We start from the raw sequence: 15,011 nt of genomic DNA, 5'->3' as shown, positions 1-15,011 counted from the left end.
GGCGCTCAGTCGGCGTCGTCCCCGCGCGGGAGGTGCAGTTCGATCCGCGCCCCCTCGGGCCCCGAGTCGATGTGCAGTTTCCCGCCGGGTCGGGTCACGATGAGCTGGACGAGCCACAGGCCGATGCCCGAGGAGTGCTGTAAGTTCGTCTCCTCGCCCGCGTCGAGCACCCGGATCTCCTCGCCGGGGATGCCCTGGCCGTTGTCCTCGAAGGTCAGGACCACCAGGTCGTCGTCGCACTCCGTGGAGATCGTGATCTCGACCGGCCCCGCGGACTCGTGGTGGGTGATCGCGTTGTCGACGAGCTCGTCCAGCGCGAGGCCGAACTTCGGGTCGACCAGCACGGTCACGTCGTCGACGGACTGACGGATCACGACGTCGGACCGGTCCTCGTACCGCGAGACGATGCCGTCGATCTCGTCACGGAGCGAGACCGCGACCGGGTCCTCGTCGCCGAAGAACGTCTCCAGCTCCCGGGCCTTTTCGGACTCCTGTTGGAGGTGTCGCGCCCGCTCTTGGATCGTCGCGGCCATCTCGGTGATCCGGCCGTCGCCCCGCTGTCGGATCTCCGAGGCGTACCCCTCGATGACGTTGAAGTCGTTGCGCATATTGTGCCGGAAGACCCGGACGAGAATCTGCTTCAGCAGGGAGAGTTCGTCCTGTCGCTGCTTGAGGTCGGTGATCTCGCGGAGCACCACCAGCTGTCCGGGGTCCCCGCGTCCGTACGGGATGCGCGAGGTCTGCTCGGAGAAGTAGCGCCGACCGTCCGCCCCGTCGAGTGCGACGGTCCGGCCGTGCGTCTCGCCGGGGCTCTCGGACGGGTCCGGCAGCACCTCGGCGAGCGGCTTGCCGAGCACCGCTTCACCGAGCAGGTCGGAGCCCGCTCGGTTGATCTCGACCACGACGTCGTCGGGATCGACCACGACGATGACGTCTTTGACCTCCTGGAACGCCTGGTCGCGCGCCACCGACGCGAACTTCAGGAGGCCGTGCTTCTCGATCGAGTACGCGAACAACAGCCCCGAAACGGAGTAGGCGGCCGACGTGGGATCGAAGTACTCGGGGACCAGCCCCACGATCTTGATCAGGGTCGTGGCCGCGAGCGCACAGAGGATGACGAGCAGGTAGAGCGTCTGTCGGCGGCGAACCCCTCTCGTTCGCAGGGCCTCGCCCACGAACATCCCCGCCGCGAACGACGCCAGGAGGTAGCCGTAGACCTTCGTCACCAGGATCTTGACCGGCCCGCCGAGCGGCGGGACGTAGAGGAATCCGTCCGGGCCGATGCCGTACGCGGACGTGAACACGAGGTTTCCGGGATTGCTCCACGACAGCAGAAACAGCACGGCGACCGGCGCGAAGAGCGCCGAGATCAGCCGACGGGAGGCGACCGTCCGAAAGACGTACTCGTACGCCAGGAGGAACATCGCGACCGCCGTGGAGGGAACGGCCGCCCAGAAGAGGTTCGCCAGGGCGAGCGTGATCGCGGGCGACCTGACGAGCGTGAACGTGGCGAAGAGCACCGCCCAGACCGTGGTGATCCCCATCAGTGCCAGAAACCACGGGACGCCGGGGTTGTGCCGGTGCTCGTAGAGGACGTAGATGATCGCCACCGAGGGCACCGCCCCCAGGTACATGAGCGCGATGGCGACCGTCGGCGTCAGCCACTCGGCCATAAGCTATCGAGCAGGTGAACGCGAGTCGAAGGTGACGATCGATACGGGCCCGAAATGCGAGTGTCGGGACCGTGAGAGACGAGAGTTCTGTATCCGAATCGAGACCGCGCCCCCCGACACGGTCTCGAAGAGTAGCCCACCCCTGGATTCATCTCACCGAATGTAAATTCCCCACGGAGCATATAAGTATTGTAAGAATTATTACTTAATAGGCGCCGATCCCGTCGATCGACGGGACGGACCGAAGATCCGCTGATTCATCCGCATCTGAGTGAACCGACGCGGCGCCAGTCGTTCATTTTCGCTCACAGGTAAATTTTATTTCACTTCTGGCAGCGACCCACCCAGAGCGCCCGACAACCGTCCGTGGACCCGGCCGGTCGCGGCCGGAAGGGCGTCACCGGGATTGGGGGACAACGGAGGCCGAAGCGCGGCAGACGACGGTCCCGCGGCCGGCGAAACCGGTAGCCTTCTTGTGACCGTCTTCGAATCCGACGTATGGAATCGTGGGGCGCGCTCTTCGACCGGGCGGCCGAGGCCGACGTCGACGAGGCGGCGATCGGCCGGGCGCTCGAACGGGTCCGCGATCGGGAGCGGGACGGTAGCGACGCGACCGGGAGCGACGGCGACGTGTCGCCGCCGGCGGAGTCCGGGCCGGCGCGCGTCGTCGCCGACGCCGACGTCCTCGCGGCCGACCTCCTGGTCGACGGCGACGCCCGGCGCGCGCTCGATCACCTCCGGGCCCACTCCTGGACGGCCCTCGTCGCGAGCGACCCGCTCGTGGACGACGCCGCGGCGGTCGTGGCCGACCTCGCCGACGACGCCCTCGCGGCGGACTGGCGCGAGCGGGTCGACGCGTGGCGCGAGCCCGTCTCCCAGCCCCTCGGCGACCACCCGGCGCTGGCCTCGGCGTACCGCGGCGGCGCGATGCACCTGCTGTCCCTCGACGAGCGGCTCCTCTCGACGCAGGCGAGCGCGACGCTCGGCGGCCGCCTGTCGGTGAGCGCCCGCCACCCGCGGGCGTTCGCGACGCTGTTCGATCCCGAGGGCCTCTACGGGGAGGTCGCGGGCGGCGAGTACCCCGGCCCGGATCGGGACCCGCGCGAGTGAGGTCGACCCCGAGGCGGGACCGAAGCGTGTTTCCGCGGCGGGCCGTAGAGTGAGGCGAGATGGTAGACGAGATCACGCCCGCGGCGCTGCGTGCGCGACTCGACGACGTCGACGGGGGCGGCGACGGCGACTCGGATGTAGACGCTCACGCCGACGACGACCCCGCGGTCTCGGTCGTCGACATCAGGGACCCGGCCTCCTACGCCGACGGCCACATCGCGGGCGCGGTGAACGTCCCGCCGAACCGCCTCTCGACGGCCGCCCTCGACGCGGCGTGGGCGCGGGCCGACGAGGTCGTCGTCGCCTGTTACGTCGGCAAGAGTTCCAAGCGGGTCGCGTCGGTGCTGGACCGCCACCTCGACGCGGACGTGTCGAGCCTCCGCGGCGGCTTCGACGCCTGGGACGGTCCGACCGAGGACCGCTCATCGTCGACGGGATCGGCGGCCGCTCCCGACGAGGGGCCGACCGACGGCCCCGAGGCGCCGTTCTGACCGGGCGACGGAGTCGCCGCTGGCGGATCAGTTCCGAAAAAACGGTGCGGCCGCGGCCGGACCCGCCGTCAGGCCTGCCAGCGGAGCCCGCAGTTCCCGCAGACCCGCAGGCCGCCCTCCTCGGCCTCGACGTCGTCGGATCGGCACTTCGGACACTGTGAGTCGCCTTCGAGTTCCATACCCCGCGGTGGTCAGTCGGTATTGAAAAAAGATGAGGGTGATTCTCGCGAGCGGGGAGTCGAAGGTGTCGTTATGTGCTCGAAGTAGCGACCTCTGGAGTTGGTCCGCGCGAAAAAAACGGAGAATCCGATCGGAGCGTCGAGGGACGGCCGCGCCGTTACTTTCCGCGCCGGCGGTCCGAGGAGATGCTCGGGCGGGTGTGCTCGGCGCCCTTGCCGCGAGTCCGGAGGCCGCGGTTGGACTTGCCGGCGTTGGTGAGGCCGCGGAACGCCCGGCCCTTCTGGTCGTCGCTGCAGATCCAGTTGAGGTCGTCGTCGTTCTCGATCGCGGGGTGCTCGGGATCGACGAGGATCACCTCGTGCCACTTCTGGGAGCCGTCTTCGCCGACCCAGTAGGAGGCGAGCGTCCGGAGGTTCGGGTGCTTGCGCGCGGCCCGTTCCTCGGCGATGCGCTGGATGCTCTTGCGGCGGCCGATGCGGTTTACGCCCTGGCGCTTCGACCGGCGGCCGGCCTTGAAGCGCTGCTTGCGGGCGCCGCCCTTGCGGACGGAGACGCGCACCACGACGATGCCCTGCTTGGCCTTGTAGCCGAGCTCGCGGGCCTTGTCGAGGCGCGTCGGTCGGTCGACGCGGACGATGGCGCCCTGGTCGCGCCACTCCTGCTTTCGTTGCCACTGCAGCTCGGCGAGCTTGCCGTCGCCGGGCTGCTTCCACGCGTCCTTGATGTGGGAGTAGAAGCTTCGTGCCATTGTGTCACCACGGGCGCTTGCGATTCGGGCGGCGTTCGACGCCGGCCCACATTTCGTCCCGATCTCTCGGGTGCCCGCTGGCGTCCCGTTCGACCAGCGAGTTAGTCACGCTACCGCCGTGGCGCTCTTAACGACTTCGAATGCGAACCGGGCGCCGCACCGGCGGGCGCGCCCCCGCCAGAACTTTGACGGCAACGGGTGCAAGGAGCCCGTATGCGCGAGGCGACGATCCACCTCTCCGACGCCGAGTTGGCCGATCTCGGGATCGGAGCGCTCGTCTCGGTCTTCCGACGCGCGGGACTCCGGCGGGTCAGCGAACTCCAGTGTCGCGGATCGGGCTGCCTGCTCGTCGTCACGGTCGAAGACGCCGTCGCCGAGGACCGCCTGGACGCGCGCTCGGAGGTCGAATGGTGGGAGCGCATCGACGACCGCGGGAGCGTGGCGTACCTCTGCAAGGTCGCGGTCTCGGACGTCGGCGACGCGGTCGAGCCGTACCACGAGACCGACGTCGCCCAGCGCGGGATCGATCCGACCGAAGAGGGACTCGACGTGACCATCCTCGGGAGCCACGAGGCCATCGGCGAGCGCGTCCGCGAGTACGAGGCCGCCGGCGCGGACGTGCTCCTGCGGGCGATGTCGGACTACGAGGGGCCCGATGATCCGCTGGACGCGGCGACGCCGCGGCAGCGGGAGGTCCTCCGAGCCGCGTTCGATCGGGGGTACTTCGACGTCCCCCGCGGCGCGACGACCGAGGAGGTCGGCGACGCGCTCGGCCTCGATCCCTCGACGGTGCGAGAGCACCTCCAGCGGGCACAGCGGAACGTCTTCGCGGCGCTGCTCTCTGACGGCCGGTGACGGCCGGGAGAGCGGGGGATAAATCCCCCCACGTGCGTGGGAGCCAGGGCGATCCGTCGGCGTCCCGTCGTTTCGAGTGTGATGTCCGACGAGCGAGCGACCGACGACGCGAGCATCGAACTCGACCAGCCGGTCCGGCGGCACGCCGCCGACGCCTTCGGCTTCGACGCCGAGCCGGAGACCTTCGGCGACCTGTGGGGGCGGATGATGGCAACCTTCGCCGACGCCCTGGGCCGCCCGGCGCGCGCCACGGACCTCTGTACGACCGACGCGTCCCCGCACCGCGCGGTCGCCGGCGGCGAGTCGCAGTCGTTCCGGTGTGTCACGGACGCCTTCATCTACGCCGGGCTACGCGGCGGCGACGTCACGGTCCGGACCGTCTCGCCGCTGGAGGGCCGCGGGCTGAGCGTCGAATACGACGCCGACGGGGCGGTCAACGCGCCCGACGGGGCCGTGCTCTCGTTCGGGGTCGAACGCGACGCGAGCCCGCCGGGCGGGCCCGTGACTCCCGAGCGGATGTACGGCCGGGTCTGTCCGCACAGCAAGGCGTTCGTCTCCCGCGACGAGTACGAGCGGTGGGCGGCCGCGCGCCCCGAGGTCGCGACCCAGGCCCTGCCGCTCGACGGCGCCCTGGCGGCGCTGGCGCGGCTCGCGGGGCGAGAGTTCGGCGGTGACGGAGGGCGGGAGCCGAGGCGGGGCGCCGACGAGGGCTGTGCCTGCGTCGGGGAGGTCGATCCCTGATGTCCGCCCGTCGCCGCGAGCGGGACCACGGGCGGGAGACCGATCCGACGGGGCGCGAGGCGGGCGAGTCGGCGGCGACCCCCGAGCCCGCAGAGACGGCCGGCCTGGACCGCCCGATGTCGCTCGACGAGATCCGGGCGTCGTACGACGAGTACGCCGACTGGCTGCACCGCTTCGAGCGGATCGAGCGACTCGTCACCGGCCGGTACCGGCGCGAGCGCTTCGGCGACGTGGGCGGCCGGGTGCTCGACGTCGCCTGCGGGACGGGCACGAACGCCGAGTACCTCCCCGAATCGGTCGAGTACGTCGGCGTCGACATCAGCGGCGAGATGCTCGCGAAGGCGCGGGACCGGCTCGATCGCCTCGGGATCGACGGGGACCTGTACCGGATGGACGCCCAGGACCTCGACTTCGACGACGGGGCGTTCGACGCGGTGCTCTCGGCGCTGTCGACGTGTACGTTCCCGGATCCGGTCGCCGCGCTCGGGGAGATGGATCGCGTCCGTGCGCCCGGCGGGACGATCCGTCTGGTCGAACACGGCCGGAGCGACGTCGGCATCATCGCCCGGTATCAGGACTGGCGTTCGGACGCCCACTACGCGAACGCGGGCTGTCGCTGGACGCAGGAGCCCCGGCGGATCGTCGCGCGCGCCGGCCTCGATCCGGTAGACGTGACGACCGGGCTGTTCGGCACGATCACCACTTTCGAGCTGTAGGCCGCGGCGTCGGCGGTCGCTGCGGGAACGAACGGCTTTTGACGCCGGGTGTCGGAGGCGTACCTATGGCTACGGAAACGCAGAGCGGACTCTCCGATCACCTCCGGGGCGTCACGGTCACCACGCTCGCCTGTCTGGCCGGCGTCGCCGCCGCCTTGGCGTCGGCGAACGTCGTCGGGACCGGCGTCGACGCCGCGACGAGCCGGCAGTCGCTGATGATCGTCGCGGGGTTCGTCGTCCTCCAGTTCCCGATCCTGCGGCTGGGCGGGATCGACGTCTCCGACTTCGGGGCGAAGGACTACCTCTACGTGGCGTTCATGACGTTCGCGCTGTGGTTCATCACGTTCGGCATTCTCCTGACCGAGGGCGTCGCGCTGTAAGCTATGGCGGACGACAGCATCGCGGTCGTCGATCTCGATCGGTGTCAGCCCGACCGCTGCAGTTACGAGTGCGCGAACTACTGCCCGCCCAATCGAACCGGAAAGGAGTGCATCGTCACCCGCGGCGAGTACTACGAGGAGGACGAGCCCTTCGACGGCGACCCAGACCAGATTCGCATTTCGGAAGAGGTCTGCCTCGGCGAGACCTGCGGCATCTGCGTCGAGAAGTGCCCCTTCGACGCCATCGAGATCATCAATCTGCCCACCGAGCTGGACCAGGAGCCGGTCCACCGCTACGGCGAGAACGCCTTCGCGCTCTACGGGCTGCCGGTCCCCGAATCGGGCTCTGTGACCGGGATCCTCGGGCCGAACGGGATCGGGAAGACGACCGCCGTCCGGGCGCTCGCGGGCGAGATGGTGCCGAACCTCGGCGCCCACGACGAGGAGCCGACCTGGGAGGCCGTCCTCGACCGCTTCCGCGGGACCGAGCTCCAGACCTACGTCGAGCGCGTGCGGAACGACGAGGTGTCGATCGCGCGCAAGCCCCAGTACGTCGACCAGCTCCCCAAGCAGTTCGACGGCACGACGATCGACCTCCTGGAGTCGACCGACGAGCGCGGCGCGCTCGACGACTACATCGACCGGCTGGGCATCCGCCCGGTCGTCGACCAGCCGCTCGATACGCTCTCGGGCGGCGAGCTCCAGCGGGTCGCGCTCGCGGCCACGCTCGCTCGCGACCGGGACTTCTACTTCCTCGACGAGATCTCGCCGTACCTCGACATCGGCCAGCGCGTCACCGCGGCGCGGCTGATCCGCGAACTCGCCGAGGAGGAAGACCGCGCGGTGCTGGCGGTCGAACACGACCTCGCGATCTTGGACCTCCTCGCCGACACCCTCCACGTCGCCTACGGTGAGCCCGGCGCCTTCGGCGTCATCACCGACCCGAAGTCCGTCAGAAACGGCATCAACGAGTACCTCACGGGCTACCTCTCCAACGAGAACATGCGGATCCGGCCGAACGAGATCGAGTTCCACGAGCACGCCCCCCGCGAGACCTCGAAGTCGACGCCGCTCGTCGACTACCCCGAGCTCCGGAAGTCCTACGGCGAGGGCGAGTTCGCCCTCGAAGTCGAGGCCGGGACGATCTACGAGTCGGAGGTCCTGGGCGTCGTCGGTCCCAACGGGATCGGGAAGTCGACGCTCGCGAAGCTCTTCACGGGCGCGCTCTCCCCCGACGAGGGCGAACTCGACTTCCGGCTCGACATCTCCTACAAGCCGCAGTACATCGAGATCGACCAGCCGATGCGCGTCGACGCCTTCCTCTCGTCGATCACCGACGACTTCGGCACCTCCTACTGGAAGACCGAGGTCGCGGACCCGCTCCAGCTCGACCGGATTATGGAGCGGAACCTCGACGACCTCTCGGGCGGGGAGCGCCAGCGTGTCGCCATCGCGGCGTGTCTCTCCGAGGACGCCGACCTGTACGTGATGGACGAGCCCTCGGCGCACTTGGACGTCGAACAGCGCGTGCAGGCGACGAGCGCCATCCGGCGGTACGCCGAGAACCACGACGAGACGGTGCTCGTCATCGACCACGACATCTACATGATCGACCTGCTCGCGGACCGGCTGATGGTGTTCGACGGCGAACCCTCCGAGTACGGCCACGCCGCGGCGCCCCAGGAGATGCGCGCGGGGATGAACGACTTCCTCGCGGACCTGGACATCACGTTCCGCCGCGACGAGCGGACTCAGCGCCCTCGGATCAACAAGCCCGGATCGCAGTTGGACCGCAAGCAGAAGAAACAGGGCGAGTACTACTACGCGCCGTAGCGGACGCCGCGCGGCCGAAACGGCGCGCCGCGGACGCCGAATTTGGTTCTCGACGTTTTAGTCGTATAATATACATAAATTACCGTATGTATTTATGATGGTCGTTAGCATACGTGACCTATGTCTCTGGAAGGAGTCATTCGGCAGGCGTACCGCGGCTACGGCGCCGCGGTGATCGTGTGGGCGGGCTGGTCGGCGGTCTGGCTCGGAACGGATCTGCGGATGGACCCGTCGGTGCTCGGCTACGGGTGGCTCGCAATCGCGGCGTTCGGCGCCGTCGTCGGGGTGTCGATGGCGTCGGTACACCTCCGGGGCGACGGCCTGTTCCGGACCGAGCCGAACCGACGGCGGCTCGCGCGCTTCGACGAGCACCGCCTGAGCGGCGCGCCGCTCTACGCGTACGTCGCGGCGCTCGTCGGGTGGGCGGTCCTCACCGGCGCGTGGACGGCGGGGCTCGTCGCCGGGATCGACGCCGCGCTCGTCGGCTACGGGTGGATCGCCATCGCGCTGTACGGCGTCGGACTGACGATCGCGCTCGCGGTGACGCACAAGCGCGACCTCGCGGACGCCGTCGACGCGACGGTGCTGTGGGCCCGAGGGGCGTAGAGCGGTCCGACGTTCTGTTTTTGGGTTGTCGTCGGCGACGGCGGCGTCGGTGCCAAGATTCGGTTAGAAGAGCGCCGCCGCTGACGCGTCGGAGACGGCGAGAGAAGCGAGACCGTCGATTACGCGGTGCGGCGTTCCTTCGACTTGGGTCGAAGGTTCTTGTACCCGCACTTGCGGCACTGCTCGGCGCGCTGGGGATTCCGCGCGTTGCAGCGCATACAGATCTGCTTTTCCAGCATCCGGTCGACCGCGGCCTCGTTCTTTGGCATACGCCCCGCTACCGGACGCGGCAGTATAACGCTTGCGAGACGGGCGACTCCGGGTCGTGCGATCGGGGCCGAAAAGGCGGAACAGAGCGGCGGCGGCGGAACTCGGTGGTCGGGCGCGGGTCAGGCGCCGGCCGGCTGGGCGGCCTGATTGAGCGCGTCTTCGATGTCCTCGCGCTGGGTGAACCCGACGAAGCGGTCGACGATCTCGCCGTCCCGCTCGACGACGACCGTCGGCAGCGAGCGGACCTGGTACTGATTCGCGAGGTCCTGTTCCTCGTCGACGTCGATCTTCTGAAAGTCGACGTCGCCGTACTCCGATTCGAGTTCGTCGAGGATCGGGTCCTGTTTCTTACACGGGCCGCACCAGTCGGCGTAGAAGTCGAGTACTCGGACGGTCATCGTGTGCGTAGCGACGTAACGCGGGGCGTCGCATAAGCGTTTCCACAGGATCAATTCCGCCCGGAAGCGGACTCCGCCGCAGTCGCGGCCGGTCGGGTCGGCGACCGCGGAACCGCGCATCCGAAACGTTTAGGCGCCGGACCACCGAGGTGGGAGTATGAGCAGCGGCCAGAACAGCGGCGGCCTGATGTCGAGCGCGGGCCTCGTTCGCTACTTCGACGCCGAGGATCGCAACGCCATCCGCATCGACCCCAAGACCGTCGTCGCGTTCGGACTCCTCTTCGGGATCGGCGTGCTCGTCCTGAACGTCGTCGCGATCTGAGGTCGGCGAGGCGAACGGACGCTTTTTGTCCACTCACCCCCGAGCCACGCGTATGTTACGAGCGGGTGTCGTCGCCGTTCAGGGCGACGTCTCCGAACACGCCGCCGCGATCCGGCGCGCCGGCGCGGCCCACGGCGAGGAGGTCGAGGTAGTCGAGATCAGACAGTCGGGGCACGTCCCCGACTGCGACGTGTTGCTCCTGCCGGGCGGGGAGTCGACCGCGATCTCGCGACTCCTCGCCCGCGAGGGCATCGACGAGGAGATCGTCGCTCACGTCGAGGCCGAAAAGCCCGTCCTCGCGACCTGCGCGGGGCTCATCGTCGCCTCGCGGGACGCCAAGGACGACCGCGTCGACACACTCGACGTCCTGGACGCGACCGTCGACCGCAACGCCTTCGGCCGCCAGGTCGACAGCTTCGAGGCGCCGCTGGACGTCGCCGGCCTCGACGAGCCGTTCCCGGCGGTGTTCATCCGCGCGCCCGTCATCGACGAGGTCGGCGACGGCGTGGAGGTGCTGGCCGAGTGGGACGGCCGCCCGGTCGCCGTCCGCGACGGGGTCGTCGTGGGGACCTCGTTCCACCCCGAACTCACCCAGGACAGCCGGATCCACGACCTCGCGTTCTTCGAAGAGCGGGCCGTCGAGGCCTGATCCTCATACTGATTACTCTCAGTCGACGCTGATCACGACCTTGCCCTGGTGGTTTCCGGCCTCGACGTAGCGGTAGGCCTCCCTCGCTTCGTCGAAGTCGAAGACGCGGTCGACGACGGGCTCCAGCTCCGCGACGCGCATCGCTTCGGTCATCCGCTCGAACATCGCCTGGCTCCCGACGCCGATGACGCCCTCGACGTCGAGCGCCTTCGCCAGGATCGGCGAGGGGTCGACCTGGCCCGCCTGGCCGGCGAGAACGCCGATGAGGTGGACGTGGCCGCCGTGGGCCGCCGCCTGGAGCGACTGTTCGAGCGTGTTGGGGCCGCCGACCTCGACCACGTGGTCGACGCCGCCCAGCTCCTCGGCGACGACCGGCCCCCACTCGGGCGTCGCCTCGTAGTTGATCGTCTCGTCGGCGCCGAGGTCGCGGGCGCGGTCGAGCTTCTCGTCGCTGGAGGAGGTGACGACGACCTCCGCCCCGTGGAGCTTCGCGAACTGGAGCGCGAACGTCGAGACGCCGCCGGTGCCGAGCGCCAGCACCGACTCGCCGGCGCCGAGGTCGCCGTCCTCCGCGAGCGCGCGCCACGCCGTCAGGCCGGCGCAGGAGAGCGTCGCGCCCTGCTCGTAGGAGAGGTGCTCGGGGAGCGTCGTGAGGCTCTCGGCGGGGAAGACCGCGTACTCCGCCAGCGCGCCGTCGACGTTGCCGCCGGTCGAGCGCGCGACCTTCTCGGGCGCGCTGGGGCCGTCGATCCAGTCGGGCGCGAACGGCGTCGCGACGCGGTCGCCCTCCGACAGGTCAGAGACGCCGTCGCCGACCGCGACGACCTCGCCCGCGCCGTCCGAGAGGGGGACGACCGGGAGGTCGGTGCCGGGGTAGATCAGTTCGGAGTCCGCGATCGCGAGGTCGCGGTAGTTCAGCGACGCCGCCCGGATCCGGACGAGCGCCTCGCCGGCGCCGGGAGTCGGCCGGTCGCGTTCGACCTGCACCACGCCCTCGTAGTCGGGATCTGTCTCCTGGACTTCGTAGGCTCGCATCGCCGTCGGTTCGGACGCTCGCCACTTTCGTGCTCCGTTGGGCCACAGATTCGCCGCTTCACCGGGCCGGCGGCAAGCCCCGAGCCCGAGCCTTTTCAACCGATGGCGGCGACACTCCGGTGTGCGCGCGAACGAGAGCGAGGTCGAGGCGCTGACGCGACGGCTGGTCTCGATCCCGAGCCACGACGACGAGACGGCCGCGGGCGACGCCATCGAGTCGTGGCTCCGCGAGGAGACCGACGCCGCAGTCCAGCGGGACGATCACGGCAACGTCTTCGCCCGGCGGGGCCGGGGAGACGAGTCGCTCGCGCTGGTCGGCCACCACGACGTGGTCGAGCCCGACGAGTCACAACTCCGGGACGGTTCAGCCCGGGATGCGGGGGGAGACGAGGCCGAGGCCGAAGCCGAGTACGTCGTCGACGAGCGCGACGGCCGGCTGTACGGCCGCGGCACGGCCGATATGAAGGGGTCGCTGGCGGCCGCGATGGTCGCCTTCCGCGATGCCCAGCCCGCGGCCGAACTGGTCTTCGCCTCCTTCGTTGGCGAGGAGCAGGGCGGCGTGGGCGCCCGCGCCGCAATCAGCGACGGCTTCGCGCCGGACTACGCGGTCGTCGGCGAGGGCTCGACAAACTACGCGGGCGACGACCAGACCGACGTGGCGGTCGCCCACCGCGGCCGCCGCGGATCGACGATCACCGCGCGGGGGACCGCCGCGCACGCCAGCGAGCCCGCGGCGGGCGAAAACGCCGTCTACCGCGCCTGCGACGCCGTCGACGTCGTCCGCGACCTCGACGCGCCGGCGGCGACGGTGCTGGGTCAGGAAGTGAACGGAAGCGTCGTCGTCACCGAGATCGAGGGTGGGTCGGCGTGGAACGTCATTCCCGAGTCCGCGACCGTGACTGTCGACGAGCGCACCGTCCCCGGGGAGCGCGCGCCGCTGGAGCGCGTCGAGGCCGTCGACGGCGTCGAGTGGACGGTGGATCAGGACCTCCCGCCGATGGCGTGCGGCGACGCCGGCTTCGCCGACGCGGCGCTCGCCGCCGCCGACGCGGCACAGGACGCGACGCCCGAACACGTCACCAAGCCCCACGCGACTGACGCGGGGTGGCTCGCCGACGCCGGGACGGACTGCGTCGTCGTCGGCGCCGCCGAGCCCGGCGAGGCCCACACCGCCGGGGAGTCGGTCGCCCTCGACGTCCTGTCGCGGTGCTACCGGATCTACCGGGGGCTCGCCGAGCGGTGGCCGGCCGAGTAGCGGTGCGTCCGCGAGCGGTCGACACCCGACCGCCGGCGTCCCGGCCCGTCGCCGGAGGCGTCGGCTTGATACGCGCGCGCCTCCCAGGCTTCGACGATGGCGACAGACGCATCCGACGCTGCGGGCGACGGCGAGGGCGACGAGCCCCCGGCCGCCTACGAGACGCTTCTGGACCAGTACCGGCGCGTGACGAACGTCCGCGAGGCGGGCGGGCTCCTCTCGTGGGACCAGCAGGTGATGATGCCCGAGGGCGGGACGCCGGCGCGGTCCCAGCAGCTCTCGACGCTGTCGTCGGTCTCCCACGACCTCCTGACCGACGACGCGGTCGGGTCGGCGCTCGACGAGCTCGACGCGGCCGAGCTGACCGCCGAGCGGGCGGCCGTCGTGCGCGAGATCCGCCGCGAGTACGAGCGCGCCGACGCCGTGCCCGCCGAGCTGGTCGAGGAGATGTCGACGACTTCCTCGGAGGCGCTGTCCGCGTGGGAGGAGGCGAAGGCCGAAAGCGACTTCGAGACGTTCGCGCCGTACTTAGAGAAGCACGTCGAACTCAAGCGGGAGTACGCCGAGCACGTCGACCCCGACCGCGACGCCTACGAGGTGCTCTTCGAGGACTTCGAGCCGTGTCTCTCCCTGGAGCGCGCGGAGTCGATCCTCGCGGACATCCGGGAGACGCTCGTGCCGATGATCGAGGAGATCAGGGCCTCCGAGGTCGACCTGACGACCGACGCGTTCACCTCGCTGGGAACGTACCCCGCCGACGATCAGGAGGCGCTCTGTCGGGACGCGCTCTCGACGCTCGGCTACCCGTGGGACCGGGGGCGGCTCGACACCGCCTCGCATCCGTTCTCGACGGGGACGACCTTCGACGCGCGGGTGACGACCCGGTTCGACGAGGCCGACCCGCTGGGGTCGCTCCTCTCGACGATCCACGAGTTCGGCCACGCGACCTACACGCTCGGGCTCCCCGACGAGCACTACGGCTCGCCGCTGGGCCAGGACCGCGACCTCTCGGTCCACGAGTCCCAGTCGCGGCTCTGGGAGAACCACGTCGGGCGCTCGCAGGCGTTCTGGGAGTCGTTCCTGCCGACCGTCGCCGAGCACTTCCCGCAGGCCGAGTCGGTGACGCCGCGGGAGGCCTACGAGACGGCGAACCAGGTGTACGAGGACAACCTCATCCGCGTCGAGGCCGACGAACTCACCTACCACCTCCACATCGTGATCCGGTTCGAGATCGAGCGCGCGCTGATCGCGGGCGACCTCGACGTCGCGGAAGTGCCGGCCGTCTGGAACGACAAGTACGAGGAGTACCTCGGGATCCGCCCCGAGAACGACGCCGAGGGCTGCCTCCAGGACATCCACTGGAGCCACGGCAACTTCGGGTACTTCCCCACGTACTCGCTCGGGTCGGCGATGGCCGCGCAGTTGTACGCCGCCATAGAAGACGACGTCGGCGCGGACGCGCTCGACGAAGGGGTCCGCGAGGGCGACTTCGAGACGCTCCACGAGTGGCTCACCGACAACGTCCACCGCCACGGCGCGCGCTACGAGACCGACGAACTGGTCGAACGGGCGACCGGCGAGCCGTTCACCGCCGACGCCTTCGTCGAGTACGTCACCGACAAGTACGGATCGCTCTACGACCTCGATTCGGTCTGATAGTGATTACTCTCACTGTTTACCGCCGAACGCCCTCCGGTGACGGCGTTCGGCGCTAAGAGACGAGAGTAATCACTATAAGCCGACATCCGC

Annotated in this window: 17 protein-coding genes; 12 read left to right on the top strand and 5 right to left on the bottom strand. The window is 69.8% G+C overall.

Going from position 1 to position 15,011, the window contains the following annotated elements:
* Nucleotides 1–5: 5 nt before the first annotated feature.
* Nucleotides 6–1,673 (bottom strand): sensor histidine kinase, encoded by a 1,668-nt coding sequence (locus OS889_RS03160; protein WP_372387195.1) that lies wholly within the window; start codon nucleotides 1,671–1,673, stop codon nucleotides 6–8.
* Between the two features lie 498 nt (nucleotides 1,674–2,171).
* Between OS889_RS03160 and OS889_RS03155 the strand changes: the two genes are divergently transcribed.
* Together OS889_RS03155 and OS889_RS03150 are read left to right on the top strand one after the other, a co-directional pair.
* Nucleotides 2,172–2,783, top strand: coding sequence for a DUF7384 family protein (locus OS889_RS03155; protein ID WP_372387194.1), 612 nt, complete (start codon nucleotides 2,172–2,174; stop codon nucleotides 2,781–2,783).
* Between the two features lie 59 nt (nucleotides 2,784–2,842).
* Nucleotides 2,843–3,274, top strand: coding sequence for a rhodanese-like domain-containing protein (locus tag OS889_RS03150; protein ID WP_372387192.1), 432 nt, complete (start codon nucleotides 2,843–2,845; stop codon nucleotides 3,272–3,274).
* A gap of 337 nt (nucleotides 3,275–3,611) precedes the next feature.
* Here OS889_RS03150 and OS889_RS03145 read toward each other — a convergent pair whose 3' ends face one another.
* Complete coding sequence (locus OS889_RS03145) at nucleotides 3,612–4,202, bottom strand: 50S ribosomal protein L15e (RefSeq protein ID WP_372387191.1); 591 nt, start codon at nucleotides 4,200–4,202, stop codon at nucleotides 3,612–3,614.
* A gap of 213 nt (nucleotides 4,203–4,415) precedes the next feature.
* Here OS889_RS03145 and OS889_RS03140 point away from each other — a divergent pair, with 213 nt between their 5' ends.
* The 6 genes from OS889_RS03140 to OS889_RS03115 all read left to right on the top strand — a co-directional run bounded on the left by OS889_RS03140 (nucleotide 4,416) and on the right by OS889_RS03115 (nucleotide 9,333).
* Nucleotides 4,416–5,057 (top strand): helix-turn-helix domain-containing protein, encoded by a 642-nt coding sequence (locus OS889_RS03140; protein WP_372387189.1) that lies wholly within the window; start codon nucleotides 4,416–4,418, stop codon nucleotides 5,055–5,057.
* Between the two features lie 81 nt (nucleotides 5,058–5,138).
* Entirely contained in the window at nucleotides 5,139–5,798 is a 660-nt protein-coding gene (gene merB, locus OS889_RS03135) for an organomercurial lyase (protein ID WP_372387187.1), read from the top strand.
* Nucleotides 5,798–6,514, top strand: coding sequence for a class I SAM-dependent methyltransferase (locus OS889_RS03130; RefSeq protein WP_372387186.1), 717 nt, complete (start codon nucleotides 5,798–5,800; stop codon nucleotides 6,512–6,514). The genes merB and OS889_RS03130 overlap by 1 nt, the downstream gene beginning before the upstream one ends.
* Nucleotides 6,515–6,579: 65 nt before the next feature.
* The gene (locus tag OS889_RS03125; RefSeq protein WP_372387184.1) at nucleotides 6,580–6,894 is read left to right on the top strand and encodes an EMC6-like membrane protein; all 315 of its coding nucleotides are present in this window, start codon (nucleotides 6,580–6,582) and stop codon (nucleotides 6,892–6,894) included.
* Between the two features lie 3 nt (nucleotides 6,895–6,897).
* Nucleotides 6,898–8,727: a ribosome biogenesis/translation initiation ATPase RLI gene (locus tag OS889_RS03120; protein ID WP_372387182.1), complete on the top strand. Its 1,830-nt coding sequence runs from the start codon at nucleotides 6,898–6,900 to the stop codon at nucleotides 8,725–8,727.
* Between the two features lie 120 nt (nucleotides 8,728–8,847).
* A complete protein-coding gene (locus tag OS889_RS03115) occupies nucleotides 8,848–9,333 on the top strand; it encodes a hypothetical protein (RefSeq protein WP_372387181.1) in 486 nt (161 codons plus the stop codon).
* Between the two features lie 119 nt (nucleotides 9,334–9,452).
* Here the strand turns inward: OS889_RS03115 and OS889_RS03110 are convergent, their stop codons facing one another.
* Together OS889_RS03110 and trxA are read right to left on the bottom strand one after the other, a co-directional pair.
* Nucleotides 9,453–9,602 carry a 50S ribosomal protein L40e gene (locus tag OS889_RS03110; RefSeq protein ID WP_372387180.1) on the bottom strand — a complete coding sequence of 50 codons (150 nt, stop codon included), beginning with the start codon at nucleotides 9,600–9,602 and terminating at the stop codon, nucleotides 9,453–9,455.
* 120 nt (nucleotides 9,603–9,722) lie between these two features.
* Entirely contained in the window at nucleotides 9,723–10,001 is a 279-nt protein-coding gene (trxA, locus tag OS889_RS03105) for a thioredoxin (protein ID WP_372387178.1), read from the bottom strand.
* A 157-nt stretch (nucleotides 10,002–10,158) separates the two neighbouring features.
* Here trxA and OS889_RS03100 point away from each other — a divergent pair, with 157 nt between their 5' ends.
* Both OS889_RS03100 and pdxT read left to right on the top strand, forming a co-directional pair.
* A complete protein-coding gene (locus OS889_RS03100; protein WP_372387176.1) occupies nucleotides 10,159–10,323 on the top strand; it encodes a preprotein translocase subunit Sec61beta in 165 nt (54 codons plus the stop codon).
* Between the two features lie 52 nt (nucleotides 10,324–10,375).
* Nucleotides 10,376–10,972 (top strand): pyridoxal 5'-phosphate synthase glutaminase subunit PdxT, encoded by a 597-nt coding sequence (pdxT, locus tag OS889_RS03095; protein ID WP_372387175.1) that lies wholly within the window; start codon nucleotides 10,376–10,378, stop codon nucleotides 10,970–10,972.
* A gap of 18 nt (nucleotides 10,973–10,990) precedes the next feature.
* On the opposite strand, the gene OS889_RS03090 is transcribed toward pdxT, so the two are convergent.
* Nucleotides 10,991–12,007 carry a zinc-dependent alcohol dehydrogenase family protein gene (locus OS889_RS03090; protein WP_372387173.1) on the bottom strand — a complete coding sequence of 339 codons (1,017 nt, stop codon included), beginning with the start codon at nucleotides 12,005–12,007 and terminating at the stop codon, nucleotides 10,991–10,993.
* Nucleotides 12,008–12,128: 121 nt separating this feature from the next.
* Between OS889_RS03090 and OS889_RS03085 the strand changes: the two genes are divergently transcribed.
* Complete coding sequence (locus tag OS889_RS03085; protein WP_372387171.1) at nucleotides 12,129–13,262, top strand: M20 family metallopeptidase; 1,134 nt, start codon at nucleotides 12,129–12,131, stop codon at nucleotides 13,260–13,262.
* A gap of 96 nt (nucleotides 13,263–13,358) precedes the next feature.
* A complete protein-coding gene (locus OS889_RS03080) occupies nucleotides 13,359–14,918 on the top strand; it encodes a carboxypeptidase M32 (RefSeq protein ID WP_372387169.1) in 1,560 nt (519 codons plus the stop codon).
* Nucleotides 14,919–15,011: the final 93 nt, after the last annotated feature.

This window comes from Halobellus sp. MBLA0158 (genome assembly GCF_041477585.1).
GTDB lineage: Archaea > Halobacteriota > Halobacteria > Halobacteriales > Haloferacaceae > Haloquadratum > Haloquadratum rubicundus.
Note: the sequence above shows the minus strand (reverse complement) of the source record. Positions and strands in the feature narration are given on the sequence as shown.

Coding starts and splice junctions, on each gene's coding strand:
- OS889_RS03160 (WP_372387195.1), bottom strand. CDS start 1,673: ATGGCCGAGTGGCTGACGCCGACGGTCGCCATCGCGCTCATGTACCTG.
- OS889_RS03125 (WP_372387184.1), top strand. CDS start 6,580: ATGGCTACGGAAACGCAGAGCGGACTCTCCGATCACCTCCGGGGCGTC.
- OS889_RS03080 (WP_372387169.1), top strand. CDS start 13,359: ATGGCGACAGACGCATCCGACGCTGCGGGCGACGGCGAGGGCGACGAG.
- OS889_RS03150 (WP_372387192.1), top strand. CDS start 2,843: ATGGTAGACGAGATCACGCCCGCGGCGCTGCGTGCGCGACTCGACGAC.
- pdxT (WP_372387175.1), top strand. CDS start 10,376: ATGTTACGAGCGGGTGTCGTCGCCGTTCAGGGCGACGTCTCCGAACAC.
- OS889_RS03155 (WP_372387194.1), top strand. CDS start 2,172: ATGGAATCGTGGGGCGCGCTCTTCGACCGGGCGGCCGAGGCCGACGTC.
- OS889_RS03115 (WP_372387181.1), top strand. CDS start 8,848: ATGTCTCTGGAAGGAGTCATTCGGCAGGCGTACCGCGGCTACGGCGCC.
- OS889_RS03145 (WP_372387191.1), bottom strand. CDS start 4,202: ATGGCACGAAGCTTCTACTCCCACATCAAGGACGCGTGGAAGCAGCCC.
- trxA (WP_372387178.1), bottom strand. CDS start 10,001: ATGACCGTCCGAGTACTCGACTTCTACGCCGACTGGTGCGGCCCGTGT.
- OS889_RS03130 (WP_372387186.1), top strand. CDS start 5,798: ATGTCCGCCCGTCGCCGCGAGCGGGACCACGGGCGGGAGACCGATCCG.
- OS889_RS03110 (WP_372387180.1), bottom strand. CDS start 9,602: ATGCCAAAGAACGAGGCCGCGGTCGACCGGATGCTGGAAAAGCAGATC.
- OS889_RS03090 (WP_372387173.1), bottom strand. CDS start 12,007: ATGCGAGCCTACGAAGTCCAGGAGACAGATCCCGACTACGAGGGCGTG.
- OS889_RS03100 (WP_372387176.1), top strand. CDS start 10,159: ATGAGCAGCGGCCAGAACAGCGGCGGCCTGATGTCGAGCGCGGGCCTC.
- merB (WP_372387187.1), top strand. CDS start 5,139: ATGTCCGACGAGCGAGCGACCGACGACGCGAGCATCGAACTCGACCAG.
- OS889_RS03120 (WP_372387182.1), top strand. CDS start 6,898: ATGGCGGACGACAGCATCGCGGTCGTCGATCTCGATCGGTGTCAGCCC.
- OS889_RS03140 (WP_372387189.1), top strand. CDS start 4,416: ATGCGCGAGGCGACGATCCACCTCTCCGACGCCGAGTTGGCCGATCTC.